This window comes from Agaribacter flavus (assembly GCF_042646125.1).
GTDB lineage: Bacteria > Pseudomonadota > Gammaproteobacteria > Enterobacterales > Alteromonadaceae > Glaciecola > Glaciecola flavus.
Genome location: NZ_JBHRSW010000014.1, coordinates 47,521 through 64,108, shown reverse-complemented (window position 1 = coordinate 64,108; position 16,588 = coordinate 47,521). Strand labels below are relative to the sequence as shown.

General features: G+C 42.4%; 15 protein-coding genes. 1 reads left to right on the top strand and 14 read right to left on the bottom strand.

The window, feature by feature from the left end:
* Positions 1–96 precede the first annotated feature (96 nt).
* The 10 genes from ACFOHL_RS08105 to ACFOHL_RS08060 form a co-directional block, all read right to left on the bottom strand.
* On the bottom strand, positions 97–603 hold the full coding sequence (locus ACFOHL_RS08105) for a hypothetical protein (RefSeq protein WP_376919721.1): 507 nt from the start codon (positions 601–603) through the stop codon (positions 97–99).
* Positions 600–998: a hypothetical protein gene (locus ACFOHL_RS08100; RefSeq protein WP_376919720.1), complete on the bottom strand. Its 399-nt coding sequence runs from the start codon at positions 996–998 to the stop codon at positions 600–602. Before ACFOHL_RS08100 ends, ACFOHL_RS08105 begins: the two co-directional genes overlap by 4 nt.
* A 23-nt stretch (positions 999–1,021) precedes the next feature.
* Entirely contained in the window at positions 1,022–1,912 is an 891-nt protein-coding gene (locus ACFOHL_RS08095) for a hypothetical protein (RefSeq protein ID WP_376919719.1), read from the bottom strand.
* A 12-nt stretch (positions 1,913–1,924) separates the two neighbouring features.
* Positions 1,925–2,437 (bottom strand): hypothetical protein, encoded by a 513-nt coding sequence (locus tag ACFOHL_RS08090; RefSeq protein WP_376919718.1) that lies wholly within the window; start codon positions 2,435–2,437, stop codon positions 1,925–1,927.
* A gap of 147 nt (positions 2,438–2,584) precedes the next feature.
* A complete protein-coding gene (locus ACFOHL_RS08085) occupies positions 2,585–3,811 on the bottom strand; it encodes a hypothetical protein (protein ID WP_376919717.1) in 1,227 nt (408 codons plus the stop codon).
* Between the two features lie 99 nt (positions 3,812–3,910).
* On the bottom strand, positions 3,911–4,441 hold the full coding sequence (locus tag ACFOHL_RS08080; protein WP_376919716.1) for a hypothetical protein: 531 nt from the start codon (positions 4,439–4,441) through the stop codon (positions 3,911–3,913).
* Positions 4,438–6,042 carry a hypothetical protein gene (locus ACFOHL_RS08075; protein WP_376919715.1) on the bottom strand — a complete coding sequence of 535 codons (1,605 nt, stop codon included), beginning with the start codon at positions 6,040–6,042 and terminating at the stop codon, positions 4,438–4,440. Before ACFOHL_RS08075 ends, ACFOHL_RS08080 begins: the two co-directional genes overlap by 4 nt.
* Before the next feature lie 3 nt (positions 6,043–6,045).
* Complete coding sequence (locus ACFOHL_RS08070) at positions 6,046–8,130, bottom strand: FHA domain-containing protein (RefSeq protein WP_376919714.1); 2,085 nt, start codon at positions 8,128–8,130, stop codon at positions 6,046–6,048.
* 100 nt (positions 8,131–8,230) lie between these two features.
* Positions 8,231–10,393, bottom strand: coding sequence for a protein kinase domain-containing protein (locus ACFOHL_RS08065; RefSeq protein WP_376919713.1), 2,163 nt, complete (start codon positions 10,391–10,393; stop codon positions 8,231–8,233).
* 68 nt (positions 10,394–10,461) lie between these two features.
* Positions 10,462–12,477 (bottom strand): methyl-accepting chemotaxis protein, encoded by a 2,016-nt coding sequence (locus ACFOHL_RS08060; RefSeq protein WP_376919712.1) that lies wholly within the window; start codon positions 12,475–12,477, stop codon positions 10,462–10,464.
* Positions 12,478–12,641: 164 nt separating this feature from the next.
* On the opposite strand from ACFOHL_RS08060, the gene fur reads away from it, so the two are divergent.
* Positions 12,642–13,073 carry a ferric iron uptake transcriptional regulator gene (gene fur / locus ACFOHL_RS08055; protein WP_376919711.1) on the top strand — a complete coding sequence of 144 codons (432 nt, stop codon included), beginning with the start codon at positions 12,642–12,644 and terminating at the stop codon, positions 13,071–13,073.
* Between the two features lie 57 nt (positions 13,074–13,130).
* On the opposite strand, the gene ACFOHL_RS08050 is transcribed toward fur, so the two are convergent.
* The 4 genes from ACFOHL_RS08050 to ACFOHL_RS08035 all read right to left on the bottom strand — a co-directional run bounded on the left by ACFOHL_RS08050 (position 13,131) and on the right by ACFOHL_RS08035 (position 16,569).
* Positions 13,131–13,985 (bottom strand): aminotransferase class IV, encoded by an 855-nt coding sequence (locus ACFOHL_RS08050; protein WP_376919710.1) that lies wholly within the window; start codon positions 13,983–13,985, stop codon positions 13,131–13,133.
* An 84-nt stretch (positions 13,986–14,069) separates the two neighbouring features.
* A complete protein-coding gene (locus ACFOHL_RS08045; RefSeq protein ID WP_376919709.1) occupies positions 14,070–15,062 on the bottom strand; it encodes a 5-oxoprolinase subunit C family protein in 993 nt (330 codons plus the stop codon).
* 29 nt (positions 15,063–15,091) lie between these two features.
* The gene (locus ACFOHL_RS08040) at positions 15,092–15,835 is read right to left on the bottom strand and encodes a 5-oxoprolinase subunit B family protein (RefSeq protein ID WP_376919708.1); all 744 of its coding nucleotides are present in this window, start codon (positions 15,833–15,835) and stop codon (positions 15,092–15,094) included.
* Positions 15,832–16,569, bottom strand: a complete 738-nt coding sequence (locus ACFOHL_RS08035; protein ID WP_376919707.1) for a 5-oxoprolinase subunit PxpA — start codon at positions 16,567–16,569, stop codon at positions 15,832–15,834. Before ACFOHL_RS08035 ends, ACFOHL_RS08040 begins: the two co-directional genes overlap by 4 nt.
* Positions 16,570–16,588: the final 19 nt, after the last annotated feature.

The window sequence follows — 16,588 nt, the reverse complement described above, 5'->3', positions numbered from 1 at the left end:
TCTCCTAAATCAAGCTGCGCTTTTAATCGCTTTAAAGCTGAGGTACCTATTAAATTAGCTATAGAGACCTTGCTATGGCATCTATGCAAGCTTTTTTTACGCCATATGTTTCGTGTACCGAATAGCGACCCATGCGCGAATCAATGCGGCGCTGGGTAAACCAACTACGGTTGTCATAAACGCCATCGAAAACTGTGCCGTCAATTCACCAATAATGCCTTGAATACTCTCGGGCGTTAGTGTTTGTTCTGATAAGCTACCAATACCCAAACTGATACCTAATAAGGTAAAAGTTAACGCTAAGGTTGATATACCATTTGCGGCTTGCAGGCCATATTCACGCCAGTATTCTCTATTCACATCGCTATCATTTTTGTGTAAATGAAACAATGCAATCCCCGAAATACTAAGCAAAACTAAATACGCAACAGAAAAGCTTTTGCCGAAATGCTGATTTACCCATAAGAGCATGTCTGCCAAACTCATATCAGCCACAAAACTAATCATTGCACCAACAACAATTAGCCCACCAAATAGCCAATACATAGTCGACAAGCCCTTCGTTACCAGAGGGGCGAAACGCTTGCCTGCAAATGTCATCATTTTCTAAACCCTGGCTGTGCAGTCAAAATAGCTTGGCTAGAAAACCCTACGCTATCCAACCAGTGTTGCATCGGCTGTTTGTTTTTTTCCGCACTCGCATGCACCAAAAATGTCATTTCAAAATCTGAAAACGCACGACGTACCAGTTGCTCATTCTGTTGACTTAATCGCTCATCACGGATCACCATTCGTTCCATATCGATCAACTGTCGCTGCCCTTGTATGAGCCTTTTTTGTTTGGCTTCTGGAGCATGGCGAGTAGATAACATATCCTGGATAAGGTGCGCGCGCTGGCGCTCTAGGTTTTTTAAACTAAGTAGCTTGTCTGCCGCAAAGGTGGTAAAGCTTGAAAATAAACATACAGAACAAAGTAAAACTTGCAGAAAATGTCTCATAGCGTTCTCCAAAAATAGATAGCTTATAAAAATAAATCGACTGAATTTGCTGGCGTTGTCGACTGCTTAACACTGCCTGCCTCGTCTTCATTCTCAAGGTTAATCGCGTATTCCAATGACTGTGCATCAAGAGCGACTAGCCTCGACATATAACTCAACATCAATCCCTCTTGGTCTAGTAAAGACTGCTCTGACGCCGCCTGCATAAGAAGTTGGCGCACGTATTCTTCCGTCGACACTGCTACACCATCGACAGTTGGGGATAAATTTGCTTTGTGTGCATTGATTGCTTCTCGCAGTTGGTCAATTTTTGCCAGATTTTTTGCGAAATCGTCAGCATAAGGAGTACGGTTAGCAAACCCGCTCTGTGCAATGGCAGTATCAACTTGCGCCATCACTTTTTCCATGCGGGCACGCGCAGCATCTTGCTGCTGTTTGATTTTGTACGTCATTGAAGCTTGCTCTGTACTCTCTTGCGAATAGAGTTTTTCCAATACATCTTGATATAAGTCTATTCTTTTCGCCAAAGCGTTTTGTCGTAATTGTTGACCCGATTGCATCGCATCCAAAAAATCAGATTTTAATTTAACAAGTGCAACTTTTTCATCGAACATTTCCTTGTCTTTAGCCCCTGCAATAACATTTTGAAAAGACTTTATCTTTTCTCCTTTTGTTGCCATATCCAGTTCAATTTCATTCAACTCGGAGGCAAGTGGTGACATATTGAAATCTTGTTGAATGCGCTTTTCGATCAAGGTTACTGGCAGTTCGATCAACGATTCGACTGCAACAGGCTCCCAGTCACTAGCCAAAATACTTGATGAATAAGTAACACTTGCGAGCAAGCTCAGAAGGCACAATCTAGCGGTAAACGGTCTCATTTTTTTTAAGCGGGTAAGCTGAATAGTTGTCATTTACTTGTCTCCTTATTTGCGTAACCACATTTTTTGACGCTGAATTTCGGCGCGTAAATTGTCGTTGATGTTTAACATTGCGAGCTGATGTGCGGATAGTCTGTCTTTTTCTAGTAGCGCTGTTGCTGTATCCACAAATGACGTAAAGTCTGAGAAAACCAGATCTTGCATGGGAAACGTCGCTCTAAATGCATCGAAGGCTTCTACAGCAAGGCTAATATCCCCACTTTTTACATAATTTGTGACTGCCAAAGCTTGCAACTGCATGGCTAGCGTATTGTCAGGATGCTTGGGTGAAAAGCGAATACCCTGTATGCACGCTTCAGCATTTTGTGCTATCCCGTAAAAATATCCATTGCTTGATTGCCCTGCACTTTGTTCTTCTCTTGCCAAGACTAAGTCACTACATTGCATATCAATTCTTTGCAGAGCTTGGTGATTACTCTTTATTTGAATGGGAGTTGTTTGTGTCGCGCCACATGCACTTAATAATGCAATTAAACCGATCAATAATGCCTGTTTCATGCCTAAAACCCTTATTAGTTTTCGAATCTGCATTAGCTGAAAACCCCAAGCTACAATAGCGATACCAAGGTTCAACTAACTTACATTCAGGGTTATGAAACACTTTGCCAGTTTTTTATGTCGAGGGATGAAAAAATTTTTTATTTTTTACAAAACAAGGGTGTGCGTAAAATACCTTAACGAGTAGTTCTGCTTAGCAAACCACTGTTGCCCCAATTTTTCCATTGCTTGATCTGATGGCTTACTTGCAACATAGGCACTGAAGCTTTGAAAATCAGCGGCATCTAAATTTTGTTTACTTAGCAACAAAGTATAACGACGAGTACTATTTTGCCAACTTGGCAAGGGAACATTCCAATGACCATTGGACAATTTCGACAGCGAAATCAAAGCGCCTGACTCGGCAAGTAACCATGCACTTTTGTATTGACTGTCGATGCTTAATTGCAGGGCACATAGACCTTTTAGGGGAACAGTAGGCAGCGTAGTGCTGATATCATGCTTTATGTCGTAATGTTTTGCCACCGCATCGCTGCAACCTTGGATGCCAACTCGATACTCAAGTAACTGTGTTGTGCGATGGTTTAACAAGCTAAGGCCAAACAATACGAACAAAACAAACAACAAACTAAACAGTAATACCGGCTTATTGAAGCTCGCTGCCAATCTTATTTTAATTGGCTGGGAATTGTCGTCATATTGATTGTCGACTTCGTAGTATCCCGTTTTTGAGTCTGTATACCCGACAACATTTTCCAGCTTGGCGTTCATAGTTTTGGCCTGAGCATGCAAGGGCTTGGTAAAAACATGCGAGGAGTATTCGGTGTGCCGTAAATCATCAGATAGCAGTGGCGCTTGTAAACCGTATGAATACAAAGCCTCAAATAAGTCCCGAAGCTCGCTCACTGGCGAGAATTCAAAAGGAACATCTGGTAAGGGTTGTCGATAATTAGCATTCGGTACAAAAAACCGGACTTCGCAATGCTTATCCCGCCACTCCGCCAGTGCTCGACTTGCGCGTAATGCTTTTTGTGGCAAAAAGCTAATGGCATTAACGGATAAACTCACCGGATCAACCATCCCCGTGGCGATAAATACGGTATCTCCGTCCTCAACGTCATACTCGCAGAGCCGCCCTTGCTCATAGAGCACATGTGCTAGACAAGCAGCAAGCTGCCAAGACTCCCCTTGATGAATATCCTTTTCGACTACCATTTTATATGACAGCAGAGGGATGTGACCAGCATCTCGCGAAGACACATGCCTTGCTGAAAAGCCATCGATGTATTTGTTAATCAAGCCTGTATCGATATTTACAAAACTCTCGTAGCGAGATGATATACCAGCCTTAGTCGCAGTACCTGTAAGTGTCACTAAAGACGAAGCCGGTGCTTGAATCGGTATGATTTGTTGTATTTTTACCAGACCTTGAGTGGTCGCGATAAATACATGGTAAAGTTGAATAAGCCACTCCTAACAAATAAATATCTCGCAATCATTGTGACTCAAGGCCATAAAAATCGCGTCTCTACTGGATATATTAGTTGCATATTGCAGGCTATCCACTTTTTCAAGCGCAAGTGGAAGGATACTGTCTTGATAAAAGCAGTGGATATTGGCCTCGCTTTTTTCTGCCGTCAAAGGTTTGGATAATGACAAAACAATTTGAATATCTGCACTGTGCAGATCTTCTGACCTCAGCATGGCAAGGCTAAACGCATCTGTTTCCCTTGTCAGGATAGCGTCGTCGCTCGCGGCAGCAGCTAGCCGAGGTGAATACAGACCCTGCATGTGTTCAAGAAACCGTCTGTAGGTACGGCGATAAGTCAAATCGCTATTCACTATAGCCATACGCGTTTTATTTAATTCATTATTGGGCTGCAAAACGATGTCCATAATATGCGACACACTTAGCTTGTTCTCAACCTTTCTCACTTGGCTGTGTTGACTTAAAAAGCGATACTGCTCGGTCGCAGTATATATACCCTCAGCTAAACCTTTCATTTGACATACCTCTGCACTAACTCATTTGTGATTATGAAACGGTCAGCCAAATAATTTTCTTCGGTAAGGGCTTCATCATAAAATTCTTTATTGATATTTTTTTCACAACGACCAATTAATTGATTGAGTTGATTAAGTTTATCAATGGCTTGTATATATACCTCGCCTTCACTAAGAAGGCTATCGGGCGTAAAGCCAAGGCGTTTATTTTTCTTTAAAGCCCTTTCGCATTTCTCTATAAATTCTGGCAACACCTGCTCGATTAAGGCCATTGATATCTTATCTGTATAACATTGACTATCACTCTCGGCGATCGCTCCGTATTCCTTATTAAAGGCTTTGGAAAATTGATTTAACCAATCATTGACTAAACAAAACGCATTGATCGCATCATTTGCAAAATTCAAGCGAATTATCTGCCAACACGCCATCATCGTCTGTTCGTTTAATAAAAACAATGCGCGCAAAAACGAACGGTGTGTTTGATATGTGTCGAGCTGCTCTACTTTATCCAATATATCATTATCACTAACACGTTTAGTTGAATTATTGCGCGAGGCTTGAATTAAGCTTAGTTGAATGGGAGAAAAGGACCAAACCACAAAGAATAATGCGATGCTTTTTACACTTTGTTGAGGGAACTGTCCTAACATCGACAGTTTGTCTACCTGTATTTTACTCAGCAGTTTAGGCGCACAAGCAAAAGATGGTAGATCCAGCTCAGTCTCGGTTAATGAAGACAAAGCCTTAAATACGCTCTCACTAAATTGCGAATCCAAGTCTTCACTTTCAGGCGCATGAACAGCTGCTTGCTCAAAGTGTCCCTCGCTATCACTTGCATGACTTTGTGCAAATTGCCAGTTGAGCAAACTCTCGAATAAGCTACTTAGTTTACCCAGTCCCTCGATTGGTTTTGCTTCAATCCAAAGTTTGATAAAGTCCTCTCGACTCAAATTATTCGCATCGAGATGATGAGACGAAAAAAAGGCATATTTTTTTGCTAAGCGAACCGGAGGTAAATGTTCATTCAAGTAGTGATACAGTCTTTGTTGAATATCACTGCTGACCTGACGTATGGCATTTACCCCTTGCTGCCAGAGCTTGTCTTGCCATTGTTCAATGGTATCAGGTGTAATATTCAGTATAAATTCCACCAGACATGACAAGACATTAATCCGGCTCAATTTGATAGTGAATTGATGTTGCCTGATCTGAATCACCAAAGCTTGATCACGCAGCGTTAAGGCGCTATCGGGTATCTCGATTCTTGCCGTATTTGTCGTAAACCAATCCTGCGCATTTTTAGGGTAAATCGCTTCATTCAACCAAAAAAAATCTATGATGGCCGAAGTCGATTGCCTTGCTCTTGTTTGACATTCGCATTGCACAAGCGCCCAAAGTAAATGAGCCAATTCCCATGAGATATTGTTGTAGTGGCGAGAAACAAGATGTCTCAATATCTCATCTGTCGAACGTTTAGCGTATTTTTTTATGTCTGGATTACGTTGTAAATACACGTCCGACAACAACGAAACGTCATCCAACAAACTTTCGCTAATCGATAAGTGCCTGAGGTAACTTTTGTTATCAAGTGTCAGCATATATTAATACTTTAGTAGCCGAGCGATACTCATGTCCATTTCGGCTGATACCTTAGAAGGGCTAGCCGTAATGGAGATTAGCTGATCAGCTATACGCAGTTCTATTGGCAAAATAAGTGGCATTTTGCCCAACAGCTTGTGGCCATTAACCTCGACAACATCTGCACCATTTTCTGCAACAACCGCATCTGAAAATAAAGGGGAAATAGTGGATGATTCACCTAGCTCAATCCTAGCCAACGCTATACGTTCTGGCATGCCTTTTTTTATCTTTTTGTCGTCAACAACACGATCAGACAGCAATAACTCACCACTTTTTTTATCCAAGTATAGGTAGCTATGCTGACGCATTAAACATATATTCTTGCGAATCGCTTGCACATAGTCAGGCCAAATATTTGCCAGCTCGTTTAGGGGTAATTTGTTTTTTAAGGCGTTATCGCTGTTCAATTGCAGTAAGCCTTGTGTTTTGCCGATATCAACTTGAAAACATACTGCTGCCAATTTTGATTCAGCGCCAAGAGTGAGTTGTTCACCTGAAGACAGTTTATGTGCCAGCCCTTTTTCCAATCGACGATCATCAACATAAATACCATTGGCACTGCCTAAATCCTCGATAAAAAAACCGGCTTGGCTGGCAGAAATTTTCGCATGCCGCCCTACCCTAGATAAGCCTTTGTGATTAATGAGAATGGCACCTGTATCACTATCTGGCGGCACAAAATCGACATTTTCACGCCCAATCATTAAGCATGATTCGCAACCCACACTTAGTTCCTGTGAGCTCGCGGTCTGCACAATACTGATGCGTTCAAGTTCAGGAGACAGTTCATTATTGATTCGGTTAATTAATTTTCGAATCGCTTTGAGTTGTTTTTTCAATTGTTTATCTTGTTTGGCAGATTCTTCTGCTTGATAAGCTTGCCTGAGCGCCTTAAACACCTGATTGTTGCGATAGTTGCTCATGGCCTTCGCCACTTTGTTGCGTATCCATTGTTCTTTGTCAGAGAGTTGCTTGCTATCCTTTTCAAAATTCTCGACTGCAAGCATCAGCTTTGTAGCAACCGGTGCGTTAGTATTGATATTCAAGGCTTTACTAATGAAGAGTTTGGATGAGGTGACATCTCCGGCGTCAAAAAGCGTCTTCGCTTGCTTTTCAAGTTGCGCGGACTCGCGCTTTATCTGTTGCCAATAATTGAGCTGACTTTGCCATTTTTCTCCCAAACGAAGCCAAGGTTTATCTGCTCGCGCGTAGGTGTCTAACCATTCGTCGGCACGCTTTCCATTTGCCAACATTTCCAATTGATGATGAAAGTAGTAACGCCGAATAAACAAATGAAAAATGACTAAAATAACCAACATTCCCAATGTCGTACTCACCACTGAAGGGGTGTAAGGATTGTTAGTGCGCAGCAGTACCAGTTCTGCTTTGACGCGGGAATAAGTCAAATCAACGTCGATTTCCAATAATTGCCAAAACCTGAGTAGTTCATTGTGTAACTGACTCACCGACATGTCAGTGGTAATAGCATATCGCGTGCTAACAACTGGGAACAAACTAGATAATTTACCCGGCACTTGCACTGTTTCAATGAGCTTGACTTGATTTTGCTTACTCAGTGACAGCAGATAAGTAGTAAGTGGTACTAGTTCATCTATTTTGAAGCCTTCCAGTGACAAATTAAGCTGGATAAGCTGCTGATGAGTGACGAGTTTTAGGGCCGCCGCTTGGCCGATATCGTCAGCTAAACTGAGCAAGGGTGTGTAAGGTGTATTTTCTGCAGAGCTTGAGTCTTCATGCAACAAGGGAAGAGATATACTAAAAAGCTTGCTATGTGCATAAGGATCTAAGGCAGAAATAGATAGCTGTTCGGTGTCTTGTTTTGTTAAGGAATATTGAATAACGGCATCCAGACTAGGATAGCGCGACACCAAATCATCGAAAGATAGCGGCTGATCCCTGTTTTCATCACTAAGTGACAATACTTGGTGTAATTGCTTGCGAAATTGATCTTCTATACGCGTTTTTATGCCAAGATCAATCTCATGAGGTAAGCTAATGTCTTTACCATGGTTCGCCTGGACCACAATGTGATGTGGTTTGGCGTAGACTATGCCGAACGCAAACACAAAATAAACAATGCTGAATTTGCCGATAAATTCGAATGCAGTGCGCAAAACCTTATTATTATTTTTCGCTTTCAACTAACCTAAACCCTGTGTTTATTGAGCGAGCTCTTTTTTGCAAGCTATCGATAGAGCCCGTAAGTATATCACTTTCTTTGTGCATCCATGAACCTCCCACTACCAGCGCTTGATAACAAAGTGCTTCCCCTGTCTCTGTTGAAGGGCAATCAGACAGCCACTCCTGCACATTACCCCACACATGTCTCAATTTGTTAGTGGCCATAGGCAATGCATCAACAGGCATTGATCGGCTTTGAAATTGGCGAGACAAAAAACTGTTGCAGTCTTTACAATGCATTTTTTCAAGTCTTGGTGTATCGGATAAACCTTGCGCAGAATTCGAAAATAATTGCCACTGCGCGAGTGACGGCAAGGTGAATTCTGCGCCATACACATGATTGGCGTAAGGAATAAAATCTTCAACAATATCGTGCCAGCTGACTTGCGTGACCGGCAGTTTTTCGAGCACGGCTGGGTCGTCAGAAAGCGTACTAAAGCGCTTGTTTTTGCGGCACTTCCCAGCTTTTACACAGGCCTCATACAAAGTACGAGATACCTCATTTTGCATGACCCATAGCGTTCCTTGTTCGCCATTTATCTTGATCATGTCAATATATAGTGGGCTATTTTTATCGTTATTGGGATACAGACGTTTGCTAAAAATTGTTTGGGTAGCAACTGATTGAGAAGAGTGTGTTGACTCTCCGACTGGTAAGGTTTTAGGCACTATGATTCGGTCAGATTTTGTACTAGACTGCGATTGTGTTGTAGCTTGTCCATTCATGATTTTGTCAGTTGCCAAAGGAACAGCCGTATTATCGATAGGGCTAATCACTGTCTCGCGGGAGTGAGCCTCTGACTCAGACAATGGTAAGCTATCCTGCTTACTTTGCGAAAAGAAATAGAAACTTGCAATGCCGAAAAATAAACAAGCAACCCATAGCCATATTCTTCGCTTCGACTTAGATACATTGATATGTTTTCGCAGATAGGATTCGATAAACACAGGACTGCGCTGCGTTTGCACTACCCCTTCTTGTTGCAAACGCAAAAGTGCTTGCTCGTTTAACTGATACTGCTGTTGCTGCAAGTGTTCATGAAGAACTTTACACCAAATCAACCAATCTCTCGTTGATTCATCTTCTTGCAAGTGGGCATAAGCACAATCGACTAGTGATGTGTATACCTGATGATTTTCTTTGTTTTCTGACGCCGGTAGATGCCGCAAAAGCAAGCGTTTTTCATCCGCAGGAAACAATACCCCCTCAGTCAATAACTGCGCTCGAATAGCTTGATACAAATCCTGGTAAGTCGCAATAAGCCAGTCATTTGATAACACTTGCGTTCGGCTTTGCTGTAAATGTAGAGATACTGTTTCAAGCGCCGACAAAATCTTGTCTGCTTCACGCAATCGAGTGTCTAGGTTTTCGTCAACTAGCCTATTAATAAATTGATGAAACTCAGTAGGAATATTGATTTTTTTAGCATTAACAACGTATTCAGCCGTCTTCCCCATGCTATAAAAATCGTCTTCTTTGGACGGCCATTTTTGGTGAGATAATACCTCTGGGCTACTATATGAAGGCGAGCCATACGCTTTGGTGTCGGCTTTTTTTCCATTAGTATCGCTTTTGCTTGCTGAGCCTAAATCCCCAACAAGTATAGTGCAGTCATCATCCACAAATAAGTTGTCGGGTTTTATATCGCCATGCCGCATCGCCTTTTTATGCAATGTGCTTAGTGCATTGCACAACCCCACTAACCATTTTAGTAACAATTCAGCATCAACCGGCGCGTCTGCCTTTTGCAGATACTGAGTGAGTGTATGTTGATAGAAAGGCATGACAAAAAATGCCACTTGGTTATCATCCCTACCCTCATCGATAAGTTTGATAAAGTGCTTGGAAGCATCCGTGCTTTGCACTTGCTTGAGTGCATCGACCTGTAAAGTCATCGTACTATTGCTATGGGCATCATTTGAAGTCTTGGCTTGCTTAATAGCAACAAACTCATAGTGACCAAATGCCGCACTGCCCGCACAAGGGCGTGCTTTAAATATTCGCTCGCGTTCGCCAATATGAATAAGCTCAATTATTTCGTATTGACCGATGTGTGTTGGCAATGCGCTCAATCTATGCCCTACAGCTAATTGATTTTTAACCACAAATTGAGATTATACTATTTAAGCGACTTACAGGCGAATACTTGTACAAACTTTGTGAAGTTTGTTGATCAGCGCAGTACAAAGCGTGCCACTGCTTTGTTCAAGGCCTCCACTTGCCGGTTCATTTCATGCATTGCCGTGTTAGATTGCTCAGTGCTGTCTGCACTTTGATTGCTCAATGCAACCACTGCGTCTAAACCTTGCCCAATTTCGTCCAGTAAACCATATTGACTTTTGGTGTCTGCAACAACGTTTTGATTGACTAATGCAAGATCATTAATGAGTGCTTTAATACTTTGTATCTGCTCCGTCACTTTGGTTGTGCTTTCCATCCCCGTTTCGGCCTGCCTCGCACCTTCTTCCATGGCGCTAATTGCTGTTGATGCATCGTCTTGTAAATTCAACATCATCGCTTCTATTTCTTTCGTCGAACCTTGCGTCTTAGTTGCCAAGGTACGTACTTCATCTGCAACTACCGCAAAACCTCGTCCTTGCTCTCCGGCTCTAGCCGCCTCTATGGCTGCATTTAAGGCAAGTAAGTTTGTTTGTTCAGCAATGTTTTTAATCACGTCTAATATGCCAGCAATCTTATGCGTGTTCTCCCCCAAACGATTAACTATTTGGGCAGAGGCCCTGCTTTGCTCCACTCGCCGAATAACCTGCTGATTACTTTCATTCACAAGATGTACAGCTTCATCACTTTTAGCAATCACTTCCTCAATTTTCGCGTCGGCATCTAATATTTGATTTAAATTGTGGGTACTGCGCTCACGAATTTCTTGCGTGAGTGTTGCGCTACTTTGAATTTTCTCTTGTTGTGCCGACACTTGCTGCAAAGATTGGTCGCCTATTTCAATACTATTACTCATCATTGCGCGCAGATCTTGCTCTTTTTCATTTATGCCGCTGACCAAATCATGCAGCGAATCAATCAACTGGTTGATGTTCTTGGCAAGCGCAGAAAACTCGTCGGTTCCTTCATCATACAGTGTTTGCGTGAGATCTCCCTGACTCACTAGCCTGAGTTTAGCATTTACCTTTGCTAGCGGTTTTACTATGCTCCTTGTCGCGATATAGGCCAGTAAAACCGTTGCAATGATCCCCGCAAGGGAGGCCACTGCGCTTTTAAGTACATTGTTGCTAACAACATGCAGAATATTCTCTTGTCCTTCGAGTACACCTTGTTCCATATCTTTGGAAAGTGCCGATAAATGCAATATTGCTTCGTTGAGCGCTTCGTCTGCAGCGCTACGAGCCTCAAATGCTTTGCTCTCTGACAAGAGCAGATTTCGCTTGAGAGCGAAGACCCCCTGTTCAGCATTCAAAAGCGTCATCAAGTTTGAAAACTCTGCCTTGTACATCGAAAAAATACCATCATCTTCAATGTTAGCAAGCAAGCGCTCGGCATAATCTGCGTCTACTTTTACATTGCTTAAGTTATATTCAATGTCAGCGATAATTTGTTCTGCACTTTCGCTTTTGTTGGCACCAATGAGCTCCTTGATTAAAGAAAGCATTAAGCCAAGTTTGTTTTCTATGGTCGTGGTCATCCCTATTAGAGTTTCCATTTCAGCTGAATCATCCTCCAGATAACTGATGTCTAGCATCAGCGCACTGGCCTCATCGGCGTGATTTAAAGCTTGTTCACCTGCTGCTTGCAACGCTGCTTTAGTGTTAATTTTGTCTGATACAGCAAGTAACATAGCCTTACTATGCGACTGGTAGCGTGCAGAGGCAGCCAAAATTTGATTGAGACTGTCTAGGTAGATGTCATCAGGTCGATTTTCTAGTTTGTTTAGCGATCCTTGATATGCTTCGTTGTCTTGGACAAATTGTGCTCGAAGCTGAGAAAAACGTATTTCATTGAATTCATAATATGCATTGGTAGTTAAGCTGCCCAAACGCAATATGTCGATGTTCAATTTGGATACGAGTTGTTGAACGGGTAGTTTGTTATAGGCTACCGATTGTGCGGACGTCCTGATGTCTGTTAATCCTCGGTATGACAAGGCGCTCGTTAACACTAATAAAAACGCTAACAATGCAAAACCTATTACCATTTTTTTAACGACGGTCAATTGCATTTGATTCTAGAGATGACTTAAAAATATTGGTTCTAAATAATATTGACGGCAAATGGTGCTAAATCTTTAAATCTTACCTATAATGCGCAGTATTGAATCAAGCAGTGCAAAAGATCTTTCCTGCTAATAGCTATAGATAGCGAGTTAATTGCATTAGGAAGCCCATGGACCAAAATAAAGAATTAAAAAAAGCCGGCCTAAAAGTTACCTTACCTCGATTGAAAATATTGGAAATTCTTCAAGAGCCCGAAAATCAGCATATAAGTGCAGAAGAAGTTTACAAAAAACTCATCGATATGGACGAAGAAATTGGTTTGGCCACAGTCTATCGCGTGCTCAACCAGTTTGATGATGTTGGTATACTCAATCGTCACCATTTTGAGGGTGGAAAATCTGTCTTCGAAATCAGCCAAAAAGCCCACCACGATCATTTGGTGTGCTTAACGTGCGGAAAAGTTATCGAGTTTGAAGACGAAATCATTGAACAGCGTCAAGATGCCATTGCTAGCGCGAATAACATTAAACTAACTAATCACAGCCTATATTTGTACGGGGAGTGCACGAAAGAAGACTGTGATCAAAACCCTGATGATTAGTTGACGATTGATTGTATCAATACAGGTATCTACCCCGAAAATTAATATTCAAAACGCTTACAATTCAAACTTGTAATCATTGTAAGCTTTTTGTGCAAGTAGCCACGCATCTCCGGGTCGCCCGTCACCAATGGTGCGACCATCCACCTCCACCACAGGAGCTAATTCTTTGCTTGAACTGGAAATCCATACTTCATCGGCTTCCAATAGTTCGTTTAAATGAACAATACGCTCTTCAACTGTGAGCACACCTGAAGTCTTTAGCGCATGTAAAAGTATATGTCGGGTAATACCGGGTAAAATTTGCGAGTCCAAGGGCGGCGTAGCGACAACATTGTTTTTTACTAGGTATAAATTACATGCAGCAGCTTCGGTTAACTCTTTGTTTTGGTTGTACAACAGGACTTCATCTACGCCTGCGTCTTGTCCTTGCTGGAAGTGCATTACATTGCCCAACAGCGATGTTGATTTAATATGACAACGTTTCCAGCGCAGATCTTCCAGTGTGTTGACTTTGAACACTTTGGCTGTGTTTTTATCAAGCGCTTGTGAAGGCGCGATAGGGAAAGCATAGGCAAACACTGTCGGTGACACATCCTTGGGATACGCATGAAAGCGCTTGTCATCTGCTCCTCTGGACACATGAAGGTACACACTGGCTTCACCACCAAAAGGCGAAATCAAGGTTTGAATACGAGGCAGCCATTCTGCACTATCCAAGGAATAATTGATTTTCAGTGCTGCTAGACCTTGGCGCATGCGCTCGAAGTGCAGTTGCAAACCCACTGGCTTGCCCTCGTAACAGGGTATAACTTCGTATATTCCGTCTCCAAATAAAAAACCCCTGTCCATGGGCGAAATACTGGCTTCTGATTTAGGAACAAACTTATCGTTTAAAAATACTTTTTGCATGGCTGGTCGTGATCATAAAAATAAATAGTAGCAATGTGATTGTATTTTTATTAGCGCCAAAATACGAGAATTAATACTGTACAATCAATGCCAGAATTGCCCTAACAATTGATGACTCATCAAATACTGCTGTCTACAGCTTTCAATATCTGATGGAATAAAGCTGATTTTATCGCCCGTTTTAAGCTGTCCGAGTCTAGCCAAACCATAGCCACCGGCGACACCAATCTTTGGATACCCCCCAATAGTTTGCCTGTCGGCCATGAGCACCATGGGCATACCATCACCGGCAACTTGAATACTTCCGTTACTTATACCTTCAGACAACAAGGACTTATTTTTGTAATGCAAAGGTGAGCCAGAAAGCCTTATCCCCATTCTTCCATTTTGCGGCGTCACTGTATATTCACTGCCAAAAAACATGCTCTTTTGTGCTACCGAAAACAAGCTATCCTGATAACTCAGTATGCAGGGTATTTCGCGCGAAAATACATTTGTTTGTGCCAAGTATTGATTGACTCTATGCGTCATTTTTTCAAGATGTGCTGAACGCTGCTTTTGCCATTTGTTTGTAATAGCTAGGTCTAATTTGCTTATTAAATCAAAAGCGTCCCCCTTTCTTAAGCCGGCTCCCTGCTCGAATAAGCCACCGGTCTTCTCTTTAGACACATCACAACTACTGCCAAAAAAACGCGGCGCTTTTATTCCACCATAAAACGCTATGTATAGTCTCATGCCCATTTGACTTGGACTAACACGTAAGCGCTGACCTTGTTTGATTACTAAGGGCGTGTTGACCGCATGTTCTGTCTCGTCAACATAGACACTTTCAGCCGCTCCGCAGACAGACAATATAGCCTCATATCCCGCACGTAGTTGTATGCTGCCGATACACTCTAGTGCTACATGGCTCGGTTTGTCGTGGTAGCAATCAAGAGGGTTATCTACTAAGGCATTGGCGAGTGAATAACTCACCCAATCCATAGCGCCTGACTGCGTGTAGCCAGACATTTGGCAAAACCGCCGTCCAGTATCGACCAGTTGAATATGAAAACCCTTGTCTTCAACCTTAAACATCGTGGTTTGTCTTCCTCATACTCAAATTTTTAATTGCTATACTTAGTGCTTGTTGGGGACGCTAAACATGCATATTCTTTAGCTGAAATCGCGTAAAACTCAACGGTATCACCCACATTAAACTTGATAGTTGAGCTTATTTCATTGCCAATACCTCGGTTTTCATTAAGATCCAAGTTTAGAGGTGTATACCCCAGAATATGCCAACCTCCTTGCGAGTCTTGAGGGTATATCGCCGTTTGCCTGTCGGCGATTGCTACTGCGCCCTTCGGCACTTTTGTTCTGGGCGAAGACAAACGCGGGGTGTTGAGTTTTTCTGGCAATTCACCCATATAAGCAAAATTGGGTAGAAAGCCTACAGCAAATACCCGATATGACTGACTAAGATGACGTTTAATGATCTCAGACTGCGGCACACCATGAATTTTTTCAAGCGCAGTTAAATCACAGGGTTGCTCTTCGTGACAACTCGCATACAGTACCGGAATACGAATATGTTGTCTTTCAAAAATACCTTGTTCAAGCTCATTGCTAGCGAGTTGTTCACGAATAAAGTTTTTTACCTGCCATTGATCAACCATCAACAAGTTGTATGTAAATAACAAACTCTCGTACGCCGGACTGAGATCAACAAGCCAATCTGGTGGGTTTTTCATTACTTTGTGAAAAACACGGCTTACATACTGGTTTTTCGCGAGCAGGCTGGTATTGTCTGTAGCAAACACGCGCAGTAGCACCGCGTTTTCAGATACAGCTTCAGTCTCAATATTCATCGCGCTTGGCTGTCAATCAACACACGTATTTCCTTTACTGCATTTAAAGCTTGAGGGTTATCGCCATGCACACAAATACTGTCAGCTTGCAAAGGTATTGGTGTGCCAATATCACTCACGACTATTCCCTTTTCAATTAAGGTTTTAGCCTGTAATACGCTTGCGTCTGCATCTAACACTGCACCTTTTTGTTGCCTAGAAAGCAAACTTCCATCTGCCTTATATTGCCGGTCAGCAAAAGCCTCATACATTAAGCCAATACCATATTTACTGGCTATTGTCTGTTGCAGGCTATTATCTGCTAATGCTTGGATCATCAATGGATATAGCTTGTGGTACTGACTCACAGCAAAAGCAAGATCTTCAAAAATTTCAATATCGCGCATCATATCGTTGTATAACGCGCCATGGGGTTTGACGTAATTAAGCACTAAGCCTTGACACTTTGCCATCCCCTCGAGCGTGGCAATTTGTGCGTGGATCATCGCCATCAATTCGTCTTGTGGAATACGCATACTGCGCCTCCCAAAGCCCTGTAAATCGGGGTATGATGGATGTGCGCCAATCTCAACACCGTGATTTTTTGCCAACGCCAAAGACATTTGCATTGTTCTGGCATCCCCTGCGTGATAACCGCATGCTAGGTTAGCCTGATCGATATATGGCATCACTTCAGCATCAGCCATTTGTTGCCAATGTCCAAAGCTTTCCCCTAAATCAGCATTTAATTTCATTATGGCAGTCGCCCGATCA

Bases quoted from the DNA above. Each gene is read 5' to 3' on its own strand.
- ACFOHL_RS08040 (WP_376919708.1), bottom strand. From the start codon at position 15,835: ATGAATATTGAGACTGAAGCTGTATCTGAAAACGCGGTGCTACTGCGC.
- ACFOHL_RS08035 (WP_376919707.1), bottom strand. From the start codon at position 16,569: ATGAAATTAAATGCTGATTTAGGGGAAAGCTTTGGACATTGGCAACAA.
- ACFOHL_RS08045 (WP_376919709.1), bottom strand. From the start codon at position 15,062: ATGTTTAAGGTTGAAGACAAGGGTTTTCATATTCAACTGGTCGATACT.
- ACFOHL_RS08105 (WP_376919721.1), bottom strand. From the start codon at position 603: ATGATGACATTTGCAGGCAAGCGTTTCGCCCCTCTGGTAACGAAGGGC.
- ACFOHL_RS08075 (WP_376919715.1), bottom strand. From the start codon at position 6,042: ATGCTGACACTTGATAACAAAAGTTACCTCAGGCACTTATCGATTAGC.
- ACFOHL_RS08100 (WP_376919720.1), bottom strand. From the start codon at position 998: ATGAGACATTTTCTGCAAGTTTTACTTTGTTCTGTATGTTTATTTTCA.
- fur (WP_376919711.1), top strand. From the start codon at position 12,642: ATGGACCAAAATAAAGAATTAAAAAAAGCCGGCCTAAAAGTTACCTTA.
- ACFOHL_RS08060 (WP_376919712.1), bottom strand. From the start codon at position 12,477: ATGCAATTGACCGTCGTTAAAAAAATGGTAATAGGTTTTGCATTGTTA.
- ACFOHL_RS08090 (WP_376919718.1), bottom strand. From the start codon at position 2,437: ATGAAACAGGCATTATTGATCGGTTTAATTGCATTATTAAGTGCATGT.
- ACFOHL_RS08050 (WP_376919710.1), bottom strand. From the start codon at position 13,985: ATGCAAAAAGTATTTTTAAACGATAAGTTTGTTCCTAAATCAGAAGCC.
- ACFOHL_RS08080 (WP_376919716.1), bottom strand. From the start codon at position 4,441: ATGAAAGGTTTAGCTGAGGGTATATATACTGCGACCGAGCAGTATCGC.
- ACFOHL_RS08095 (WP_376919719.1), bottom strand. From the start codon at position 1,912: ATGACAACTATTCAGCTTACCCGCTTAAAAAAAATGAGACCGTTTACC.